The sequence below is a fragment of the Exiguobacterium mexicanum genome (assembly GCF_005960665.1).
GTDB classification, from domain to species: Bacteria; Bacillota; Bacilli; order Exiguobacteriales; family Exiguobacteriaceae; genus Exiguobacterium; species Exiguobacterium mexicanum_A.
This window is the reverse complement of the sequence record NZ_CP040676.1, coordinates 1781599-1802932: the sequence shown is the minus strand read 5'-3', so window position 1 is coordinate 1802932 and position 21334 is coordinate 1781599. Positions and strand designations below refer to the sequence as shown.

Genomic DNA, 21334 nt, shown 5'->3' with positions numbered 1-21334 from the left:
TTCCCTTTTTTAAATAGTTTTTTAAGTAAAACAACCCACAACCTTTGACAGGTCGTCAGATTTTTTCGATAATAGTAAGTAAAATTAGAACAACCACGTACGTTAACTACTACCATGCTGCGACTTGTCCGAGTCGATTGGAGCGGTAAGAAAAAGGGTGTCGAATGTTATGACCAAAAAACAAATCGTAAGTATTGAGGACCTTCTCGACGCGCTCGGGGAGTATATGGGTGAAGACGAGATTGCCGAAGTAAGACGCGCTTACGAATACGCCAAACTGCATCATACCGGTCAGTTCCGACGTTCAGGCGAACCCTACATTCTGCATCCGGTCCAAGTGGCCGGTATTCTCGTTGATATCGGGTTAGACGCGACGACCATCATCGGGGCGCTCTTGCACGACGTCGTCGAGGATACGGACGTCACGCTCAAAGAACTCGCCGATGAGTTCGGTGTCGATGTGGCCATGCTCGTCGATGGAGTGACGAAGCTCGGTAAAATCAAATATAAATCGAAAAAAGAAGAACTCGCTGAGAATCACCGTAAAATGATTATCGCAATGGCAGAAGACGTGCGCGTCATCTTGATCAAGCTGGCCGACCGTCTGCACAACATGCGGACGCTTCAACATATGCCGAAAGAGAAACAAGTTCAAAAGGCTGAAGAGACGCTCGAAATCTTTGCCCCGCTCGCCCACCGGATGGGGATCTCGACGATAAAATGGGAGCTCGAGGATATCTCGTTACGTTACATCAACCCGCAGCAATACTATAAGATCGTCTCGATGATGAAACAGAAGCGCACCGAACGCGAAGCGCTCGTCACATCGGTCATCACGGAAGTGAACACCGTTCTCGAGGACGTGAGCATCGAGGCCGATGTCAACGGCCGTCCGAAGCATATCTACTCGATTTACAACAAGATGGTGAAGCATAAAAAAGAGTTCAATGAAATTTATGACTTGATGGCCGTCCGCATCATCGTCGATTCGATTCGCGACTGTTACGCCGTCCTCGGCATCATCCACACGCAGTACAAGCCGATGCCAGGCCGGTTCAAAGACTACATCGCCATGCCGAAACCGAACATGTATCAGTCGCTCCACACGACGGTGATCGGACCGAAGGGTGAGCCGCTCGAAGTGCAAATCCGGACGAAGGACATGCACTTCATCGCCGAGTTCGGGATTGCCGCGCACTGGGCCTATAAAGAAGGAAAGAGTGTCGCGACGAACGGGTTCGATGAAAAAATCGCCCATCTTCGCGAGATTTTAGAGCTACAAAAAGATACGACCGACGCTGAGGAGTTCATGGAATCGCTCAAAGTCGACTTCTTCAGCGACATGCTCTACGTCTTCACACCGAAAGGTGACGTCTTCGAGTTGCCGAAAGGCTCGGTCCCGATCGATTACGCGTACCGCATCCATACCGAAATCGGTCACCGGATGACGGGCGCGAAAGTGAACGGACGGATGGTGCCGCTCGACCATAAACTCGAGACGGGTGACATCATCGAGATCATCACGTCGAAACACAGCTACGGGCCGAGCAAGGACTGGCTCAAACTCGCCGTCTCGAGCCAAGCGAAGAACAAGATTCGCCAATGGTTCAAGCGCCAACAGCGTGAAGAGAACGTCGAGAAAGGCAAAGAGCTCGTCGACGTCGAGATCAAGAAGCTCGGTTTCGAACCGAAAGAAGTGATCGATGACCAGTCGCTTGCCGTCGTCGTCGAGAAGTTCAACTTCGGGAACGAAGAAGAGATGTACGCCGCGGTCGGGTATCATGGCATCACGGCGGCGCAAGTCGCCCACAAGTTGACGGAGAAGCAGCGGAAAGAACCGAAACTCGAGCTGTCGGACGCGATCAACGAATTGAAAGTCAGTCAGTCACCGAAGAAGAAGACGGCCGAGGCCGGCGTCTCGGTGAAAGGGATCGACAACATGCTCATCCGCATGAGCCGGTGCTGTAACCCGGTACCGGGCGACGAAATCGTCGGGTATATCACGCGCGGACGCGGCGTGTCGATTCACCGGAAAGACTGCTTGAACATCATCAATGAGCAGCATCCGGAGCGGCTCCTCACGGTCGAGTGGGAAGCCGGACAAGCAAAAGAGAAGAACTATAACGTTGACATCGAGATCACAGGCTACGACCGTTCAGGGCTCTTGAACGACGTGCTTCAAGCCGTCTCGGCGACGAACACGAACATCGTGGCCGTGAGTGGACGCGGAGACCAGAACAAACAGGCCCGCATCTCGATGACAATCTCGATTCCGAACGTGAACCATCTGCAAAAAGTCGTCGACCGGATCAAGCAAATCTCGGACGTGTACTCGGTCAGCCGAGTCATGATGACGTAACGAAAGGAAGATTTCAGTGCGTGTATTGTTGCAACGAGTGAAACAAGCCTCGGTCACCGTCGACGCGGAGACGGTCGGCCAAATCGAGGCCGGCTATCTGCTCCTCGTCGGGGTGACCCACGAGGACACCGAGACGGAAGTAAACTGGCTCGCCGACAAGGTGGCCGGACTCCGTGTCTTCGAGGACGCGGACGAGAAGATGAACCTATCGATTCAAGACGTCGACGGGAAAGTATTGTCCGTATCACAGTTCACGCTGTACGGCGACACGCAGAAAGGCCGTCGTCCCGCGTTCACGCAAGCGGCGAAGCCGGACATCGCGGAACGGCTTTACGAGAAATTCAACGATCGTTTGCGGACGCACGGGCTCGTCGTCGAGACCGGGCAGTTCGGGGCGATGATGGATGTCGCGCTCGTCAATGACGGACCGGTCACGCTCATGCTCGAAAAAAACGCTTGACAGAAGCGGGCACGATTCGGCATCATGAACCATATAACCTAACACCTGCGATAAAGAAGAGTACGGTCACCCCACCAGCAAAGAGAGCGATGCCTAGGCTGAAAGCATCGACTGGATGATGACCCGAACGACACTTTGGAGGTGCTTCCTTGAACGCTTAGTAGGGGGAGCCGTTTCATCGGGCGTTAACCGATTTCGAGTGGCAGAGTTTCAAGTATTGGCTCTGCAACGAGGGTGGTACCACGGGAAACTTTAACAGGCTCTCGTCCCTTTGCGGACGAGGGCCTTTTTGTATTTTAAGGAGGAAAATTGGATGAAAGCACCACGCGGCACACAAGACCTGCTTCCGGGCACGGTCGAGACGTGGCAGTATGTCGAAGAGAAACTACGCGACATCAGCGCCCGTTACAACTATAAAGAGATTCGTACCCCGATTTTTGAAACGACCGACCTGTTCACAAGAAGCGTCGGCGAGACGACAGACATCGTCCAAAAAGAGATGTTCACACTCGTCAAGAAAGGCAAGGACGAGTATACGCTCCGTCCGGAAGGCACGGCCTCGGTCGTCCGCGCCTTCGTCACGAACAAGCTGTTCGGTAGCCCTGACCAGCCGACGAAACTGTACTACATGGGACCGATGTTCCGCTACGAACGTCCACAAAAGGGACGGTTCCGCCAACTGCACCAATACGGTGTCGAGGCGATCGGCAGTAGCGACCCAGCCGTTGACGCCGAGGTCATCAGCCTCGCCTACACGATTTACAAATCGTTCGGGCTTAAAAAAATCAAAGTCGTCGTCAACTCGCTCGGTGACGCCGAGAGCCGCAACGCTCACCGCGAAGCGCTCATCCGTCACTTCGAGCCGGTCCAAGATGAGTTATGCCAAGATTGCCAGACGCGGCTTCACCAGAACCCACTTCGCGTCCTCGACTGTAAAGTCGACCGCGACCACCCGTCGATGAAATCGGCACCATCGATTCTCGACTTCTTGAACGAAGAGTCGAAGACGTACTTCGAGAAAGTCCTCGCGCACTTGGACGCGCTCGGTGTCGCCTATGAGGTCGACCCGACGCTCGTCCGTGGTCTCGACTACTACACGCACACGGCGTTCGAGATCATGTCAGAAGCAGAAGGCTTCGGCGCCATCACGACGCTTTGCGGCGGTGGACGCTATAACGGTCTCGTCCAAGACATCGGCGGACCGGACATGCCGGGCATCGGCTTCGGGATCGGGCTCGAGCGACTCATCCTCGCTCTTGAGAACGAAGGAGTACTTCCTGAACTCGAGACGGGACTTGACGTCTTCGTCGTCGCCCAAGGCGGCACGGAAGTCGAAGTGACGGCGACACGCCTGTTGCAACTGCTTCGCAGCGAAGGCTTCAAGGCGGACCGCGATTACCTCGGCCGCAAGTTCAAAGGCCAATTCAAACAAGCCGACCGCTTGAACGCGAAGTTCACCGTCATCCTCGGAGACGATGAAGTCGAACGCGGCTCAGCTTCCCTCAAGGTCATGGCGACCGGGGAACAAGTCGACGTGCCGCTCTCGGCCGTCGCAGACAAAATTCGTGAACTATCGGAAGGAGCAGGACAATGATCGGACGCACACATATGAACGGCCGCGTGACAGAGTCACTCATCGGCCAAGAGGTACAACTTAAAGGATGGGTACAAAAACGTCGCGACCTCGGAGGACTCATCTTCATCGACCTTCGTGACCGCACAGGCATCGTCCAAGTCGTCGTTCGCCCGGAAAACGAAGCGGTGCACCAGCTCGCCGAATCGATTCGCAGCGAATACGTGCTCGATATCAAAGGGACTGTCCTCGAGCGTGAGAACAAGAACCCGAACATGCCGACCGGGAACGTCGAAGTCATCGCTTCAGAGATTAACATCTTGAACGCGGCGAAGATGACGCCGATTCCAATCGGTGACGAGGCGGAAAACGTCTCCGAAGACCTCCGTCTCAAATACCGTTACCTTGACCTTCGTCGTCCGGCGCTCCAAGAGACGTTCCGCCTCCGTTCGAAAGCGTCGAACACGATTCGTAACTTCTTGACGGAAGAAGAGTTCCTCGAAGTCGAGACGCCGATTTTGACGAAATCGACCCCGGAAGGTGCGCGGGATTATCTCGTCCCGAGCCGTGTCCACGGCGGCGAGTTCTACGCGCTCCCGCAATCACCACAGTTGTTCAAACAGCTCCTCATGGTGGCCGGGTTCGACCGTTACTTCCAAATCGCACGCTGCTTCCGTGACGAAGACCTTCGGGCCGACCGTCAACCGGAATTCACGCAAGTCGATATCGAGACGAGCTTCATGGACGTCGAAGACTTGATGGCGATGATGGAATCGATGATGGGGCAAGTCATGGAAGCGACGCTCGGTCGCACCGATACGCCGGCCAAATTTGAACGGATGACATATGCGGAAGCGATGCGCCGTTTCGGATCAGACAAACCGGACACTCGGTTTGGTCTAGAGTTGATCGACGTCGCGGACGCGGTCACAGGTGCCGGCTTCAAAGTGTTCGATATGGCCCTCGAGTCAAACGGACAAGTGAAAGCGATCAACGTCAAAGGCGAGGCGGACAAGTTCTCGCGTAAAGACATCGACAAGCTTCAAGAGTTCACAGCCGTCTACGGTGCCAAAGGCCTCGCTTGGCTCAAAGTGACGCCGGAAGGCTTGAACGGACCGATTGCCAAGTTCTTTGATGAGACGTACGCTCAGAAATTGATGGAAGCGACGAACGCGGAAGCGGGCGACCTGCTCCTCTTCGTGGCATCAAAACCGACAGTCGTCGCCGACAGCCTCGGCGCGCTTCGCGTCAAGCTCGGTCATGAGCTCGGACTCATCGATGAGTCGAAGTTCAACTTCCTTTGGGTGACGGACTTCCCGCTCGTCACGTTCGAAGAAGAAGACGGCCGTTTCTACGCCAACCACCACCCGTTCACGATGCCAAACCGTGAAGACCTCCATCTTCTCGAAACGGACCCGGCGAGCGTACGTGCCCTCGCCTATGACCTCGTCTTGAACGGCTACGAGCTCGGTGGCGGATCGCAGCGGATTTATGAGCGTGACATTCAAGAGCGCATGTTCAAATTGCTCGGCTTCACAGAACAAGAAGCAGTCGATCAGTTCGGGTTCTTGCTCGAAGCGTTCGAATACGGCACACCACCGCACGCGGGTATCGCACTCGGTCTCGACCGTCTCGTCATGATCCTCGCGGGTCGTTCGAACCTTCGTGACACGATCGCCTTCCCGAAAACGGCGTCGGCGAGTGACTTGCTCACACAAGCACCAAGCCCGGTCGCGGACGCGCAACTCCAAGAGTTGTCGATTCGCACTGTGGTGAAAGAGAAGAAATAAGGAAACGAAAGGAGGTTCGCCGCGGCGAACCTCCTTTTTTAATCGGTCTGTTTGTCCATCTTCTTCGCCGTCCGCTGCAGGGCGAACCCGAAGGCGAACAGCGAGGCGATCACGGCTGTCATCGTGTAGACCGAGTCCGCGAACGCGAGGTAAATGCCGAACAAGCCGAGCCCGAAGCTGAGGAGAAACCAAAGCCAGAGGCTCGGATGGTCTCGTAACGCCTGTTTCATCGGCTCGGGACGTTCAACTGGCAACCGGTCCCGTCGGTCACGAGCAAGTTCGAGTTGAACACTTGGCCGTTGCTCTTCAAGACGAGCGATCGTTTATCTTCGCGATAGTCGATGATCATGTCATCGTCGAGAAACACTTTCGTCCAGTTCTTGATGAGGATCGGGCCGATGTTCGAATCAATCTCGACGTCTTCCGGTGTCGTTTCGGTCACGTAGCGAATCTCGAAGATGCCGCTATTGCCGCAGCCGCAACCTTCCGTCTCATAAAACAAATGCATCTGTCCTTTACGGTCGCCTTTTAAAGCGTCAATCCGCTCTTGGGCGCGTTCTGTAATTTGTACGTTCATTTGAATCAGCTCCTTATGTCTATTATACCGCGCTGGAAAAAAGATTGAAAAAGACGTGCTTCCCATTTTCCACTTCCTGCAAAAAGGCGTAAACTATTTGTTTAGAAGGGGGAAACGAAATGATCTCACGTTTTTTTAGTTATTACCGTCCACATAAGAAGTTATTCATCCTCGATTTCTCGTTCGCCATCCTCGTCGGTCTGCTCGAGCTCGGCTTTCCGCTCGCCGTGCAATGGTTCATCGACGATTTGTTGCCAGGTGGGGAATGGAACTGGATTATCATCATCAGCATCGGCTTGCTCATCCTTTACATACTCGCCATGATGATGCAGTACGTCGTCAACTATTGGGGGCATAAGCTCGGCATCAATATCGAGACCGATATGCGGGAAGAGCTGTTCACCCATATCCATAAACAGTCGTTCCGGTTCTTCGATAACCACAAGACCGGCCATTTGATGAGCCGGGTGACGAACGACTTGTTCGATATCGGCGAAGTGGCGCACCACGGGCCTGAAGATTTCTTCATCGCCATCATGACGCTGCTCGGTGCGTTCGGGATCATGTTCTCGATCGACCCGCAACTCGCGCTCGTGACGGTCGTCGCCGTGCCGTTCCTCGTCATCATGATCACGTATGCCAACAAGAACATGAACAAGGCGTGGCAAAAGATGTATACGAACATCGGCGAAGTGAACGCCCGTGTCGAGGACAGCGTCTCTGGGGCACGCGTCGTCCAATCGTTCACGAACGAGACGTTCGAAATCAACCGCTTCCAAAAAGATAACAATTTCTATCGCGGCTCGAAAATCGAGGCGTATCGGGTCATGAGTAAGTCGCTCGCCGGGATTTACATCACGACGCGGCTCATGACGCTGCTCGTCCTTGTCTACGGCGCATATTTGACGTATCAGGGACAACTCTCGTACGGTCAGCTCGTCGGGTTCATCCTCTATATGAACTTGCTCATCAAGCCGATCGAGAAAATCACGGCCCTCCTCGAGATGTACCCGAAAGGGATGGCGGGCTTCAAACGGTTCACGCAGCTGTTAGACGAAGCGCCTGACATCGAGAACCGTCCGGACGCCGTCGACGTCACGGCACTGAAAGGCGACATCGCTTTCCAAAACGTCTCGTTCGGCTACTCGGACTATCGGCAAGTGTTGACCGACATCGACCTCGACATCAAGGCCGGAACGACGGTCGCCCTCGTCGGGACGAGCGGGGCCGGGAAGACGACAATCTGTTCGCTCATCCCACGTTTCTATGATGTGACGAGTGGGAAAATCACAATCGACGGCATGGACATCCGTGATATGACGAAAGAGAGTCTGCGCCGCCAAATCGGGATCGTGCAACAAGACGTGTTCTTGTTCGCCGGGACGCTCCGTGAGAATATCGCCTACGGAAAACTGGACGCGACCGACGCGGAGATTATGCATGCGGTCGAGAAGGCGCATTTGAACTCGCTCGTCGAGGAGCTCGAGCATGGTCTCGAGACGCAAATCGGGGAGCGGGGCTTGAAACTGTCGGGCGGTCAGAAACAACGGATCGCCATCGCCCGCATGTTCCTCAAAAATCCGCCGATCTTGATATTAGATGAGGCGACGTCCGCGCTCGACACGGAGACGGAAGCAATCATTCAAGACTCGCTCAATGAACTCGCGGCTGACCGGACGACGCTCATCATCGCCCACCGTTTGGCGACGGTGAAGAATGCTGACCGCATCCTCGTCGTTACCGCTGACGGCATCGTCGAGGACGGGACGCATGATGAACTGAGCGCGAAAGGCGGCGTATTCGCCGGACTTTTAAAGCGCCAACAGTTGTAAAATTCACAACTCGCTCATGTTTGTAAACAGCATACCGTACAGTTAAATAGTCGAACCAAACTATCAGTTTTCATCAACAAAAGAAGGGAAGCTGGACGTTAAGTCCAACTCCCCCTCTTTTTTATACTGGATCCACTTTTGCGCGATCAATGACCGAGACGAGCCGCCTGAACTGTTCGAGCCAAAACTGGAAGAACGGGCCGATCAGGAAAATCGACAGCACCGTTCCGAAGAAGACGGGGCCGCCGAGCACCCAGCCGATGAGGCAGGCCGTCAGTTCCATCCACGTCCGCATCATGCGGACCGACGTGTTGAATCGATCGGCCAAGGCGAGCGTCAACCCGTCCCGTGGGCCGGCCCCATAACCGATGGCGACGTACAAACCGGCACCCATCCCGATGACGAAGATGCCGAGGACGAGCCAGGCGATGTTGAGCGCGATGCCGTCGAGCTGCGGCAACCAATGCTGGTCGAGAATCAAGTTCATGAACACGCCGACGAAGACGGCATTGACAAGCGTCCCGAACTGGGGCCGAATCCGGTCCAGTATGTACTTGCAGAGGACGAGCAAAAGACCGACGAGCAAGATGATCGTCCCGACGGAAATCGGAGTGTGCCGGGCGAGCCCGAGATGGAGCACGTCCCATGTCGACACGCCGAGGTCGGCCGTGATCATCATCGACGACCCGAGGGCGAGCAGGAACAGGCCGCCCATGAATAACGCCCACTTCAAACTGATTCGTAAAGATTGTACCCATACCGCGTGCATGATGGTCGCCTCGATTCCCTAAAATGTTCCACCATCATATCATATCTCGTTTCCACACAAGAAAAAAAAGCCTCGGACGAGGTCCGAAGCGCTTGGCTCACTTTTTAGGTGTCGATGCTTTTTTTGCTTTGTTCTTTTTATAGTAATCGTAGACGAACGGTGCGACCGCCGTCGCGACTTTGATGAGTGTACCAAATTTACCTTTTCTAGCCATGTTGCTGCACCCCTTTCTGTTCTAATGATGTATATTCCACCTGTTTAGGAAATGAAAACATGTTTTCTACAGTTTCGTCTAAGGTAACACCAGCAGCCATGTCCCATAATGGGGGAAGGAGGCGAAAAAGATGAAGACGATTATCTGGTATCAAAACGATTTACGGGTCGACGACCATCGTCCGCTCGAGGAGGCGCTCCGTCATGACGATCCGATTGAGGGCCATTACGTCATTGCGCAAGAAGAGCTCATTGAAAACCGCTTCGGCCATATTCCGCTCGGGCCGCGGCGACTCCAGTTTTTGAACGAGGCACTCGACGACTTGGCCGGTTCGCTCACAGCGTTTGGCATCCCGCTGTTCATCCATGTCGGACATCCACTCGACGTCTTCGAACCGACCGACCGCTTGTTATTCCAACGGTCGATTGGCTATAACGAACGGAGACGTGAACGTGAGGTCACAACCGCGTGGCAAGGCGAATATCAGTCGTTCGACGGATTCACCCTCTATCCGCGGGAAGAGATTCCGTTTGAGAAGCTGCCATTCCTCTTCACCGAGTTTCGGAAAGCGGTCGAAGCTGATGCGAGACCGGACCGATTGGTCGAACGTTCGCCTATGAAGGAATGGCGTGCCGTCGATTTTCCGGTCGCTTATACACAGCCGGGACAGGACGCACGGACTGCGTTCCCGTTCCAAGGCGGGGAACGGGCGGGGCGAGCGCGTCTCGCCGCCTATTTGGCCGGTCCGGTCAGAACGTACAAAGAGACACGAAACGGCTTCGGGGTCGACGACTCGTCGAAGCTGTCGGCTTATCTCGCCAACGGGTCGCTCTCACCGCGCCGGGTGCTGCACGAGCTCGAGCAACATGAGCGGTCACACGGGGCGAATGAGTCGACGTATTGGCTCTATTTTGAATTGCTCTGGCGTGATTTCTTCCAATGGGTCGCACTCGAGCAAGGGAAACGACTCTTTCGGGCCCAAGGCATCCGTTCGAAACGAAAGACGTGGCGTGTCGACCCTGACGTCATCGGGCGTTGGCAGGTGGGTGAGACAGGCGTCGACTTTGTCGATGCGTTCATGCGTGAGTTGAACGCGACGGGGTGGATGTCGAACCGGGGCCGTCAAATCGTCGCGAGCTACTTCGCGAAAGAACTCGGGCAAGACTGGCGCATCGGCGCGTCCTATTTCGAATCGACGCTAATTGACTATGATGTCGCGAGCAACTACGGTAATTGGGCGTACCAGGCCGGTGTCGGCAACGACTCACGCGACCGGCATTTCAACGTCAGTCGGCAACAAGACACGTACGACCCGACCGGTGCGTTTCGTAACATGTGGTTGTGACGAAACTGTCACGAGAAGTCATCGTTTCTGATTGACTTCTTTTTACAGACAGTGCTATAGTAAGGTCAACAGATGGGATACCTGAGGTGTACGAGAGCCGCCTTCGTTATTTTGAGCCAACACTTTGAATACGGGAGACCGAACTGCTATCCAGATCAACTGCCTCATCACGTGCAGGAGGACTTGTGAAGGGGACGCTAGGTCACCCACCTGCTTAAGCAGGTTCAAAAGCAGGGCATCGTCACGGCACTCCGGGTCCCATCGATTTTATTGTAAAACGTCGCTAGGCGTCTTTTTTTTGATTATAATTCCGAGTAAAATAGTGTGAGAAAATAGGATTCATTTGGAGGAAGAGTATGTTACACCAGTTTTCACGTAATGAGTTGGCCATTGGTCAAGATGGTTTAGAAACATTGAAAGGGAAGACGGTCGCCATCCTCGGTGTCGGCGGTGTCGGGTCGTTCGCGGCCGAGGCGCTCGCACGCAGTGGCGTCGGACGAATCGTGCTCGTCGATAAAGATGATATCGATATCACGAACGTCAACCGCCAGATTCACGCGCTCTTGTCGACGGTCGGGCAACCTAAAGTCGAAGCGATGGCGACACGCCTCCTCGATATCAACCCTGAGCTCGAGCTCGTCAAATTAAAAATGTTCTACACGGAAGAGACGTTCGAAGAATTCTTCGCGCAAGACCTCGACTTCGTCATCGATGCCTCGGACACGATCATCTATAAGATCCACTTGATCGTCGAGTGCAAACGTCGTGGCATCCCGGTCATCTCGAGCATGGGCATGGCCAACAAGATGGACCCGACGCGCATCAAAGTCGTCGACATCAAGGATACGACATACGACCCGATCGCCAAAATGGTCCGGACGCGTCTCCGTAAAGAGCGCATCCATAAAGGCGTCCCGGTCGTCTTTTCAGACGAGTCGCCGATCGTGACACGCGAAGACGTGAATGAGGTCGTCGGGAAGAAAGATGCCCCGATCCGTAAAGCGAAGATGCCACCGAGTTCGAACGCGTTCGTCCCATCGGTCGCCGGCCTCGTCGCAGCAGGGTACGTCATCAACCAAATGCTTGAGACAGCTGGTGTCGAGATCAACCGCATCCAGAAATGAAAAAACGACGCGGCTCAAAAGAGTCAGCGTCGTTTTTCCCAATAATCGAGTCGTTTTTGCAGCTGTTGCTCGAAGCCACGGCTCGTCGGTGTATAATATTTAGGACGTTTTCGGGCCAAGTTCTCCGGCCAGTAGTTTTGCGCGACGTAGCCGTCTTTCTCGTCGTGCGGGTATTTGTATCCGGCACCGTTGCCGAGCTCGCGGGCGCCTGGGCTGTGCGCGTCACGGAGATGGACCGGTACCGGACCGCCTTCGACCGTGCGGACGTGGTGAATCGCCTTATCGATGGCGGTGATGACCGCGTTCGATTTCGGTGCCGTCGCGAGATATAGGACGGCCTGTGCCATCGGGATCCGTGCCTCCGGGAAACCGACGTGTTCGCTCGCGCGAGCGGCCGCATCGACGATGACGAGCGCGTTCGGGTCACTGAGCCCGATATCTTCGGCCGCATGCACATAGAGCCTGCGCATGATGAAACGCGGTGATTCGCCGGCCTCGATCATGACGGCGAGCCAGTACAGTGCCGCGTCCGGGTCCGAGCCGCGAATCGACTTGATGAACGCCGAGATGACGTCATAGTGTCGGTCACCCGTCTTGTCGTACTTGATGGCCTTTTGTTGAATCGACTCCTCGGCCACGTCGAGTGTGATTTGAATCTTGCCATCGACCTCGGGCGTCGTCAATACGGCCAGCTCGAGGGCGTTCAACAGGACACGGTAGTCACCGTCCGCCATTTTGATATAATGGTCCACGGCGGCTTCCTCGATTTGGACGGGATAGTTGCCGAGTCCCTTTTTATCAGCGAGAGCCCGCTCCAAGACGACACGAAGTTCGTCTGGTCCAGGCGGTTCGAGCCGAAACACGGTCGCGCGCGACAGCAACGCCGCGTTGACCTCAAAACTCGGGTTTTCGGTCGTCGCCCCGATCAAGATGAGCTTCCCGGCCTCGAGTGCCGGGAGCAGGGCGTCTTGTTGCAGTTTATTGAAACGATGAATCTCGTCTAAAAATAAGATCGTTCGTTCTTGTTCGAAGTCGAATCGGGACTCGGCCTCGCGGATGACGCTCCGGAGTTCATCGAGTTTGGCCGTGACGGCGTTCAATTGCACGAACGTCGCTTTCGTATAATTCGAGATGACGCGGGCGAGCGTCGTCTTGCCCGTTCCCGGCGGTCCATACAAGATAATCGTGCCGAGGCGGTCGGCCTCGATGGCCCGCCGCAGCAATTTGCCTTCGCCGATGATGTGGCGTTGACCGATGACTTCGTCTAACGTTTCAGGCCGCATCCGATTGGCGAGCGGGCCGCTATTCGATTGCTGAAATAAATCACTCATACGTACACATTCCTTTCGACAAACGTTTGTTCGACTAGTATAGCAGAAGGAGACATGAAGATGAAAATATCTACAAAAGGTCGTTATGGATTGACGATCATGATCGCACTGGCCCGGGAAACGGACAATAAACCGCTCAGCTTGAAAAAGATTGCGGGCCGGCATGACTTGCCGGAACATTACTTAGAGCAGTTGATCGGTCCACTTCGCAACGGCGGTCTCGTCAAGAGCGTCCGCGGGGCGTACGGCGGCTATCAGCTCGTCAAACCGGCAACGGACATCACGGCGGGAGAAATCATCCGCTTGCTCGAAGGGCCGCTCACAATCGTCGAAGACTCAGAAGCGGACGATGCCGTGAAACGGAAGCTTTGGGATAAAATCAAAGCCGCGATCGAGAAAGTGCTCGAAGAGACGACACTCGCCGATCTCGCTGAAGAAGATTCTGATGGCTATATGTTCTATATATAAAGATGAGGTGAACGAATATGAACTATTTTGATCATGCCGCAACGACGCCGATGCGTCCGGAAGTGCTCGAAGCGATGACACCTTATATGCTCGAACATTATGGCAACCCGTCGAGCATCCACGGCATCGGACGGACGGCGCGCGCCGCACTGGATACTTCGCGCCGGACGCTCGCCACGTGGATCGGGGCGACCCCGAACGAGATCGTCTTCACATCGGGCGGCACCGAGTCGGACAACTATGCGTTGTTCGGTACGGCTTACGCGAATCAACATAAAGGCAAACATGTGATCACGACGAAAGTCGAACACCACGCCGTCTTGCACGCGATGGAGCAACTCGAGCGGGAAGGATTCGAAGTGACGTATCTCGATGTCGACGCGACGGGTGCGGTGACGCTTGACTCCGTTCGTGCTGCGCTCCGGGACGATACGATCCTCGTCTCGGTCATGTACGGCAACAACGAGGTCGGCACACTTCAACCGATCGCGGAAATCGGTGCGCTCCTCGCCGACCATCAGGCCTATTTCCATACGGACGCCGTCCAAGCGCTCGGTACGGAAACGATTGATGTCAAGGCGCTCGGGGTCGATTTATTGTCGGCCTCGGCCCATAAAATCAATGGCCCGAAAGGTATCGGTTTTCTTTTTATAAAAACAGGTGTAAAATTAGCGACGCGTTCTTTTGGAGGACAACAAGAACGGAAACGTCGAGCCGGCACGGAAAACGTTCCGGGTGCCGTCGGGTTCCAACAAGCAGCCGAACTGGCCAAAATCGAACAGGTCGAACGAGTGGGCGCGTACCAGCAAATGACCGAGGCGCTCTTCAAGCGACTCGATGAACTCGGAGTCGAGTATGACGTGAACGGGGCGAACCGCTTACCGCACATCGTCAACTTGTATCTCCCGGGCATCGAACTTGAACCGTTCCTCATCATGATGGACATGCGCGGCTTTGCCATCTCGAGCGGCAGTGCCTGCACGGCAGGGTCGATCGAACCGTCACACGTATTGACGGCGATGTTCGGGACGTCGGATCGGACGAAACAGTCCGTCCGCATCAGCTTTGGACATGGCAACTCGGTCGCAGACGTGGAGCGGCTCGCCGAACGACTCTCTGAGGTCGTCTCGACATTCACGAACGGAGTGAGATAAATCATGAACTTACGCACAAAAGCCCCTGCCGAGACGACGGTCGTCGTCGGGATGTCAGGCGGCGTCGATTCATCGGTGACGGCCCATTTGCTGAAAGAGCAAGGGTATAACGTTATCGGAATCTTTATGAAAAACTGGGATGATACGGACGAGAACGGTGTCTGTACGGCGACCGAAGACTATGAAGATGTCATTGCGGTCGCGAACCAAATCGGGATCCCTTATTATGCGGTCAACTTTGAGAAAGAATATTGGGACCGCGTGTTCGAATACTTCTTGGCCGAGTACCGTCTCGGGCGGACGCCGAACCCGGACGTCATGTGTAACAAGGAAATCAAGTTCAAGGCATTCCTTGACCACGCGCTTCGCCTCGGTGCCGACTTCGTCGCGACCGGGCACTACGCACGGGTCGAGTACGTCGACGGTGAGCATCGACTTCTTCGTGGGAAAGATGACAACAAAGACCAAACGTACTTTTTGAACCAGTTGTCACAAGACCAACTCGCGCGGACGATGTTCCCGATTGGTCATATGGACAAGAAAGACGTCCGTGTCATCGCCGAAGAAGCGGGACTCGCGACAGCGAAGAAAAAAGATTCGACGGGCATCTGCTTTATCGGAGAGCGCAACTTCAAAGAGTTCCTCTCGGAGTATTTGCCATCACAACCAGGCATCATGCAGACGCTCGATGGGGAACAAAAAGGAAACCATGACGGGCTCATGTATTACACGCTCGGTCAACGCCACGGCCTCGGCATCGGCGGAGACGGGGACCCATGGTTCGTCGTCGGCAAAAACGTGGAAGAAAACATCCTCTACGTCGGCCAAGGGTTCCATCATGACGCGCTCTATTCGGACGCGTTGCTCGCCTCGAAGTTGTCATGGACAGGTGCCGTCCCAACAGGTGAGTTCCGGGCGACGGCGAAATTCCGCTACCGTCAACAAGACGTACCGGTGACGATCGCACCACTTGAAAATGGCGAATTGCTCGTAAAATTTGATGAGCCGCAACGCGCCATCACGCCAGGCCAAGCGGTCGTCTTCTATGACGGCGACATCTGCCTCGGCGGTGCGACGATTGACGAAGCGTATCGAAACGGAAAACGACTCGACTATATCGGATGAGGTGATGATTTTGAACGCAAACGAATTAGGCATCCAAGCGATGCAACAAGGTGAGTTCGAACAGGCGGCCAAGCAGTTCAACGCTGCCATCGAAGCGGACTCAACCGACCCGACCGGTTACGTCAACATGGGTACGCTCTTGCAAGCGATCGGCGACCATGAACGGGCCGTCGTCTTTTACGATAAGGCGCTCGAACTCGACAACGCGTTCGGCGCGGCGCATTATGCGAAGGGAGCGCTCGCCTATGAGCTCGAACAGCTCGACTTGGCCGAGGCATCTCTGCGTCAGGCGCTCCTCGCCGGGATGGACGACGCCGACCTTCATTTCATGCTCGGCTTGACGTACAAGGCGATGGGCGACTTCGTCCGGGCCTTGCCGCGTCTTCGGGAAGCGATGAAGCAGGCACCGGAAGACGTCGAGATTTCGTTCCAATACGGGCTCGCGCTCGCGCAGAACGAACAGCTCGATCTGGCCGTCGAAGCGCTCGAGCATACGCTCGACCTCGACGCGAGCCATACGGACGCCCGCTACAACTTGGCGATCGCCTACGCGTTCCTCGGTGAACAAGACAAGACATACGCCGAGCTTGAGCGTGTGCTCGAGTTGCAACCGGACCATGCGCTCGCGTATGACGCGAAAGCGAAAATGGATGAATTGCTCGGTAACTAAATTAATAAAGCGCTTCTCGCAGTTTTTGCGAGAGGCGCTTTTTGTTAGTCCCAATAATGGAAGATGACGTTACCGACCGTCTCTGGTTTCCAATATTTGATTTCTCCGCGTTCCGCCTTGTTCAGAAACGGCTGTAGCGACAAATCGAACCGCTCATTCAACTCAGCCGCTGACGGAATCTGATAGGTGTCAGGAAACATGTCGGTCAGTTCTGGTAAATCGATGAATTCATATTGAAACGGTTCGAGTTTGGAGATGCCGATGACAGGATAGTTTCTGCTGAGCAGGACATAGATGGTTTGCTCACTCCATGTGATACTCGCCTGGTGATAATTCGGAGTGATTTCGTCCCCAATGGTAAAGGAACATATTCCTCGTTTAATCCGGGTGAACTCAAAACAAATCGATTTGAACGTCTTCCAATCTGACCCTGGGGCGGAACAGTCGCCGTATGAAAAGCCGGTGATACATTCAGGGAGGGTGAGCGTCATGCGGACACCTCCCCGATGACCCAAATCAAAAGATTAAAAGTCATCAATACAAGCGTGCCGGAGAGCGCGAGGTAGCTCCACAAGACACGCTTTCCGGACTTGGCTCGTCGTACACCATCCATCAAAATCAGGAAACTCGTCCCGAATGAGACGAACGCCAACGCTGCAAACGAAGTGGGTCGGTCGAGCGTGGGAAACGCATCGATCACAAAATACAGCCCAAAGGTGAGCAAGCCTAAACAAGCCATGAGGAAAAGCGGGAAGAAACGCATATAGCACGACCTTTTCCATTTTCTCTCATCGTATCATGTGGGTTGTCGAGCGTACATGTGAATCAGAGCTGTTTCGTCGTGATTTTTACGGGCTCGCCGCCGAACTCACCGTAGGCCTCGTCCATGTTTTTCGTGTATAGCTCGATCACGTTCTTGCTCGGGTCTTTGAAGTAGGCCGAGCGCTCTTTACCGTTGACCGTCTCGTCCTCGTCCCACGTCCGGAGTTTCGTCGGGATGTTTGACGCCTCTAACACTTCGAGCGCTTGGTCGAACGACTCCATCGGAACGAAAAATGCGCAGTGGACGTGGGCGCCGCCTTCATCATAGAGCGTGTCCCACTCGGTCACGTCCTCTTGGCGGTTCGATTCTTCTTCCGATGTGAACTCTCGTTTCAGCCAGAGGCCGAGACGGGTGTTCCCCCCGACATAGAGCCACGTCGCCCAGGGTTCGTCCGCCTGTTCCTGTGCTTCGCTCGGCTCGGCATCGTCACCGACCCATTGTTCAACGACGGGAAGTCCGAGCTTGCCGTGCCAAAAATCGACGGCCTCCGCCATATCGGTCACTTCTAACACGAGTTCACACAGGCCACTGATTGGAATACGTTTCGTCATACATAGTCCCTCCTTCATAGGTTCACTCGAACAGTTCCCGCTTTGATTCGACGAAAAACGTGCATAGCCGTCCGAGTGTTCGGGAAATGGATTAGCAATGTGAGAGGGGAGAAAGCATATGCGGATGTTTAGTTTGGTCAGCGTCGTTATTTTTTTCATCATCGAATGGTTCATGCTCGGTCGTCTGTTCATCGAAGTCGATAATCGTCTCGCGACGGGCGAGTGGACGAATAATCTCTTGTTCCGGGTCGTCGTCGAGTCGGAACGGGCGACGACCGTGCTGTTACTCCTGTTTGCGACATTTTTTGTAATCGGTGTCGTCATGCATTGGATATTGTCGGCGAACAAGTCCTGGTCCGTGACGTTTGGTGCGGTCGGGGTGGCGTGGGTCGTCCCGGCCCTGCTTGCCCTCGTGGCTTGGTTCATCCCGAACCCGTACGTCCAGCTAGGGATCATCGTGTTGCAGCTGTCGTTCATCCCGCTCGTCCCGTTCGTCGGACAGACGGTACGGCTCGGTCACGTCGTGTTGAACTGGGGCGTCCACGTCATCGCCGCGGGACTTGTGCTGTTGATTCAGCGACCATCGCTTGAGCAACTGTTTCGTGTCGAGCGGACCGAGCTGTTCGAGCGGCTCGAAGGTTATGTTAATTCGGGGGAGCTGGAACGGTTCGAACGACTGCTTGAAACCGTGGACTTGGAGCAACTTGAGCGCATCTTGAACCGAATCGATGTCGATCAGCTGATTCGGATTCTTGAACGTGTCGACCTCGACCAGCTCGAGCGCATCCTCAACCTGTTCAGTTAGGCGATTTGTCCTACCGTTCAAACTCGGGCTATAATGGGGGATGGAAAACTAGCTGGAGGTGGCTCGAATGATGGCAGCACCTTACGAGTTGACAGGAAAAGTCATCCGCGTCCTGTTTCAATCGGAAGAAGAAGCGCACACGATCGCGCTCGTACGTATAAAAGAAAAGAACTTTGAGACAGACGAGACCGAGATGGTCATCGCCGGTGTCGGCGTCGGTATCGAGAAAGGCGAGACGTATAAAGCGCACGGGCGTCTCGTCGACCATCCCCGATTCGGGAAACAGATGAAAGCGGAATGGATCCGCCGTGTCGTCCCGATGACAAAACGCGCGGCCGTCCGGTTTTTGACGAACGGCTCTTTCCCGGGAATCGGGCAAAAGACGGCCCAAAAGATTGCTGACGCACTCGGAGACGACTGCATCGACCAAATCGTCAAGCATCCGAGTATCTTGTCGAACGTCGACGGCTTGAAAGAAAAGCAGGCCCGTGTCATCACCGAGCGGTTGAACATCTTGTATGGGGTCGATCAGTTGCTGTTGTTTTTGGCGCCGTTCGACGTCACACCGCGACTCGCCTCGAAGATTCATAAAGAGTATGAAGGCCGGGCGATGGAGACGATTGAAAAGAACCCTTACGCCTTGATGTATGACGTCCCTGGGATTGGCTTCAAGACGGCCGACGCCATCGCCGCCCATTTCGGGATTCAAGGGATTCACCCAGAGCGGATCGCCGCGGCCGTATTATACGTGCTCGAGCTCGAGCAAGGCAACGGGCATTTGTTCGTCACGGCCGATCAACTCGCGAGCGAGATGCCGCGCATCATCGGTGGCGACCCGGGCGAGGCACTCGTCTCGGCGCTTGAGACACTCGCGAACGATGAGCGTGTCATCGTCGAGGACGGGGTCGTCTATCATCCACGCGTCTATCGGGCCGAACAAAAAGCGGCCGAGGAACTCGCGCGCATCATGTCGACATCGACGACGGAAGACGTCGATATGACGACGATCTTTGATGCGGTCGGTCGCGTCGAGGAGATGTTCTCGATCGAGTATGCCAAGCAACAACGAGAGGCGATCGAACTTGCCTTGAAGTCGCCGCTCATGGTGCTGACAGGCGGACCCGGGACCGGTAAAACGACCGTCGTCCGCGGTATCATCCATGCGCTCAGCGACGTGTTCGACTGGAAGCTTGAACCGGTACAGAACCAACCGTTCCCGTTCGTGCTCGCCGCACCGACCGGCCGGGCCGCGAAACGGCTCAGTGAGTCGACGGGCTTGCCGGCCTCGACGATTCACCGTCTCTTAAAGTTTGATGGCAGCTCGTTCCAAGTCGATGACACGAATCCGCTCGTCGGAAAAGTGCTCATCGTCGACGAGGCGTCGATGATTGATATCTTCTTGTTCCGCAGCCTGCTTCGGGCTGTGCCGAACGGGATGAAAATCCTCTTCGTCGGTGACCGGGATCAATTGCCTTCGGTCGGACCGGGCCAAGTGCTCGCCGATTTGATGGCGACCGACGGGATTCCCGTCGTCCGGCTCGATGTCGTCCATCGGCAGGCGTCCGAGTCGAGCATCCTTCGTCTGGCGCACGCGCTCAACGCGAAACAGATGCCGGACGATTTGCTCGCGGCACTGCCGGACCGTCGCTTTTATACGGCCAACCAAGAGACGGCACTCCAGGCGATCTGTCAAATGGCCGGGGCCGCACTGCGAAAAGGTTATTCCCCATTCGATATCCAAGTGCTCGCACCGACGTACCGTGGGGTGTGCGGCATCGACGGATTGAACGAGGCGCTCCAAAACGTGTTCAATCCGAAATCGGCGGTCCGGGAAGTGAAACACGGCAACCGGACGTACCGGAATGGGGATAAAGTGCTCCAACTCGTCAATAACGCCGAGGAGAACGTTTATAACGGCGATATCGGTGAAATCACGAACATTTTCTATGCGAAAGAAAACGTCGACAAGGTCGACAAAATCTATATCCGCTTCGATCAGACCGAGGTCGAGTATAACCGGAGCGAATGGGACCAGTTCACCCACGCCTATGCCATCACCATCCATAAGTCACAAGGGTCCGAGTTCCCGATCGTGCTCATGCCCGTCTTCTTCAACGGCGGCTTCCGCTCGTCGCGCAACTTGATTTATACGGCCGTCACTCGGGCGAAGAAGAGTTTGCTCTTGTTCGGGGACGTCCGTGCCCTCGAGGCGGCGACGCGAGAAGAAGAGCCGGTACGGCGGACGAAACTCGTCGAGCGGCTAGGCGGCAAGTCTTGACGTCTCCCGATTGACGTGTGATAATGACGAATAGAAAACTGAAACGATTAAAGACGATGAAGGAAATGAGTACGTCGTAACCGCCT

The 21334-nt window shown here is 55.0% G+C and carries 20 protein-coding genes, 1 other RNA gene and 1 other annotated feature; of the genes, 14 read left to right on the top strand and 7 right to left on the bottom strand.

Annotation, left to right across the window (positions count from 1 at the left end; translation table 11 throughout):
- Positions 1-226 precede the first annotated feature (226 nt).
- The 4 genes from FED52_RS09655 (at position 227) to aspS (ending at position 6182) form a co-directional block, all read left to right on the top strand.
- Positions 227-2359: a RelA/SpoT family protein gene (locus FED52_RS09655; RefSeq protein WP_371743396.1), complete on the top strand. Its 2133-nt coding sequence runs from the start codon at positions 227-229 to the stop codon at positions 2357-2359.
- A gap of 16 nt (positions 2360-2375) precedes the next feature.
- Positions 2376-2819, top strand: a complete 444-nt coding sequence (gene dtd / locus FED52_RS09650; protein ID WP_138859728.1) for a D-aminoacyl-tRNA deacylase — start codon at positions 2376-2378, stop codon at positions 2817-2819.
- A 38-nt stretch (positions 2820-2857) separates the two neighbouring features.
- Positions 2858-3093 (top strand) — a binding site (T-box leader).
- A gap of 39 nt (positions 3094-3132) precedes the next feature.
- Positions 3133-4413, top strand: coding sequence for a histidine--tRNA ligase (gene hisS, locus FED52_RS09645; RefSeq protein WP_138859727.1), 1281 nt, complete (start codon positions 3133-3135; stop codon positions 4411-4413).
- The gene (gene aspS / locus FED52_RS09640) at positions 4410-6182 is read left to right on the top strand and encodes an aspartate--tRNA ligase (protein WP_138859726.1); all 1773 of its coding nucleotides are present in this window, start codon (positions 4410-4412) and stop codon (positions 6180-6182) included. Before hisS ends, aspS begins: the two co-directional genes overlap by 4 nt.
- Positions 6183-6220: 38 nt before the next feature.
- Here aspS and FED52_RS09635 read toward each other — a convergent pair whose 3' ends face one another.
- Both FED52_RS09635 and FED52_RS09630 read right to left on the bottom strand, forming a co-directional pair.
- Positions 6221-6436, bottom strand: coding sequence for a hypothetical protein (locus FED52_RS09635; protein ID WP_138859725.1), 216 nt, complete (start codon positions 6434-6436; stop codon positions 6221-6223).
- Positions 6409-6759 (bottom strand): iron-sulfur cluster biosynthesis family protein, encoded by a 351-nt coding sequence (locus tag FED52_RS09630; protein WP_138859724.1) that lies wholly within the window; start codon positions 6757-6759, stop codon positions 6409-6411. The genes FED52_RS09635 and FED52_RS09630 overlap by 28 nt, the downstream gene beginning before the upstream one ends.
- Before the next feature lie 119 nt (positions 6760-6878).
- On the opposite strand from FED52_RS09630, the gene FED52_RS09625 reads away from it, so the two are divergent.
- On the top strand, positions 6879-8591 hold the full coding sequence (locus tag FED52_RS09625; RefSeq protein ID WP_138859723.1) for an ABC transporter ATP-binding protein: 1713 nt from the start codon (positions 6879-6881) through the stop codon (positions 8589-8591).
- A gap of 121 nt (positions 8592-8712) precedes the next feature.
- Here FED52_RS09625 and FED52_RS09620 read toward each other — a convergent pair whose 3' ends face one another.
- Positions 8713-9360, bottom strand: coding sequence for a YczE/YyaS/YitT family protein (locus tag FED52_RS09620; protein ID WP_138859722.1), 648 nt, complete (start codon positions 9358-9360; stop codon positions 8713-8715).
- 344 nt (positions 9361-9704) lie between these two features.
- On the opposite strand from FED52_RS09620, the gene FED52_RS09615 reads away from it, so the two are divergent.
- The 3 genes from FED52_RS09615 (at position 9705) to FED52_RS09605 (ending at position 12043) form a co-directional block, all read left to right on the top strand.
- The gene (locus tag FED52_RS09615) at positions 9705-10919 is read left to right on the top strand and encodes a DASH family cryptochrome (RefSeq protein WP_138859721.1); all 1215 of its coding nucleotides are present in this window, start codon (positions 9705-9707) and stop codon (positions 10917-10919) included.
- Between the two features lie 75 nt (positions 10920-10994).
- A non-coding RNA gene (gene ssrS / locus FED52_RS09610) (6S RNA) lies at positions 10995-11181 on the top strand.
- 94 nt (positions 11182-11275) lie between these two features.
- On the top strand, positions 11276-12043 hold the full coding sequence (locus FED52_RS09605) for a tRNA threonylcarbamoyladenosine dehydratase (protein ID WP_138859720.1): 768 nt from the start codon (positions 11276-11278) through the stop codon (positions 12041-12043).
- 23 nt (positions 12044-12066) lie between these two features.
- On the opposite strand, the gene FED52_RS09600 is transcribed toward FED52_RS09605, so the two are convergent.
- A complete protein-coding gene (locus FED52_RS09600) occupies positions 12067-13374 on the bottom strand; it encodes a replication-associated recombination protein A (protein ID WP_034776901.1) in 1308 nt (435 codons plus the stop codon).
- Between the two features lie 60 nt (positions 13375-13434).
- On the opposite strand from FED52_RS09600, the gene cymR reads away from it, so the two are divergent.
- The 4 genes from cymR to FED52_RS09580 are packed head-to-tail and all read left to right on the top strand — an operon-like array spanning position 13435 to position 16791.
- Positions 13435-13842, top strand: coding sequence for a cysteine metabolism transcriptional regulator CymR (gene cymR / locus FED52_RS09595; protein ID WP_138859719.1), 408 nt, complete (start codon positions 13435-13437; stop codon positions 13840-13842).
- Positions 13843-13859: 17 nt separating this feature from the next.
- Complete coding sequence (locus FED52_RS09590) at positions 13860-14996, top strand: cysteine desulfurase family protein (protein ID WP_138859718.1); 1137 nt, start codon at positions 13860-13862, stop codon at positions 14994-14996.
- A gap of 3 nt (positions 14997-14999) precedes the next feature.
- Positions 15000-16121 carry a tRNA 2-thiouridine(34) synthase MnmA gene (gene mnmA, locus FED52_RS09585; RefSeq protein WP_138859717.1) on the top strand — a complete coding sequence of 374 codons (1122 nt, stop codon included), beginning with the start codon at positions 15000-15002 and terminating at the stop codon, positions 16119-16121.
- On the top strand, positions 16042-16791 hold the full coding sequence (locus tag FED52_RS09580) for a tetratricopeptide repeat protein (protein ID WP_240731245.1): 750 nt from the start codon (positions 16042-16044) through the stop codon (positions 16789-16791). The genes mnmA and FED52_RS09580 overlap by 80 nt, the downstream gene beginning before the upstream one ends.
- Before the next feature lie 44 nt (positions 16792-16835).
- Here FED52_RS09580 and FED52_RS09575 read toward each other — a convergent pair whose 3' ends face one another.
- The 3 genes from FED52_RS09575 to FED52_RS09565 form a co-directional block, all read right to left on the bottom strand.
- Entirely contained in the window at positions 16836-17282 is a 447-nt protein-coding gene (locus FED52_RS09575) for a hypothetical protein (RefSeq protein ID WP_138859716.1), read from the bottom strand.
- Positions 17279-17554, bottom strand: a complete 276-nt coding sequence (locus FED52_RS09570; protein WP_138859715.1) for a hypothetical protein — start codon at positions 17552-17554, stop codon at positions 17279-17281. Before FED52_RS09570 ends, FED52_RS09575 begins: the two co-directional genes overlap by 4 nt.
- 62 nt (positions 17555-17616) lie before the next feature.
- Positions 17617-18165, bottom strand: coding sequence for a VOC family protein (locus tag FED52_RS09565; RefSeq protein ID WP_240731244.1), 549 nt, complete (start codon positions 18163-18165; stop codon positions 17617-17619).
- A 118-nt stretch (positions 18166-18283) separates the two neighbouring features.
- Between FED52_RS09565 and FED52_RS09560 the strand changes: the two genes are divergently transcribed.
- Both FED52_RS09560 and recD2 read left to right on the top strand, forming a co-directional pair.
- Positions 18284-18970 carry a magnesium and cobalt transport protein CorA gene (locus FED52_RS09560; protein ID WP_078146591.1) on the top strand — a complete coding sequence of 229 codons (687 nt, stop codon included), beginning with the start codon at positions 18284-18286 and terminating at the stop codon, positions 18968-18970.
- A 70-nt stretch (positions 18971-19040) separates the two neighbouring features.
- Positions 19041-21248, top strand: a complete 2208-nt coding sequence (gene recD2, locus FED52_RS09555; protein ID WP_138859713.1) for an SF1B family DNA helicase RecD2 — start codon at positions 19041-19043, stop codon at positions 21246-21248.
- Positions 21249-21334: the final 86 nt, after the last annotated feature.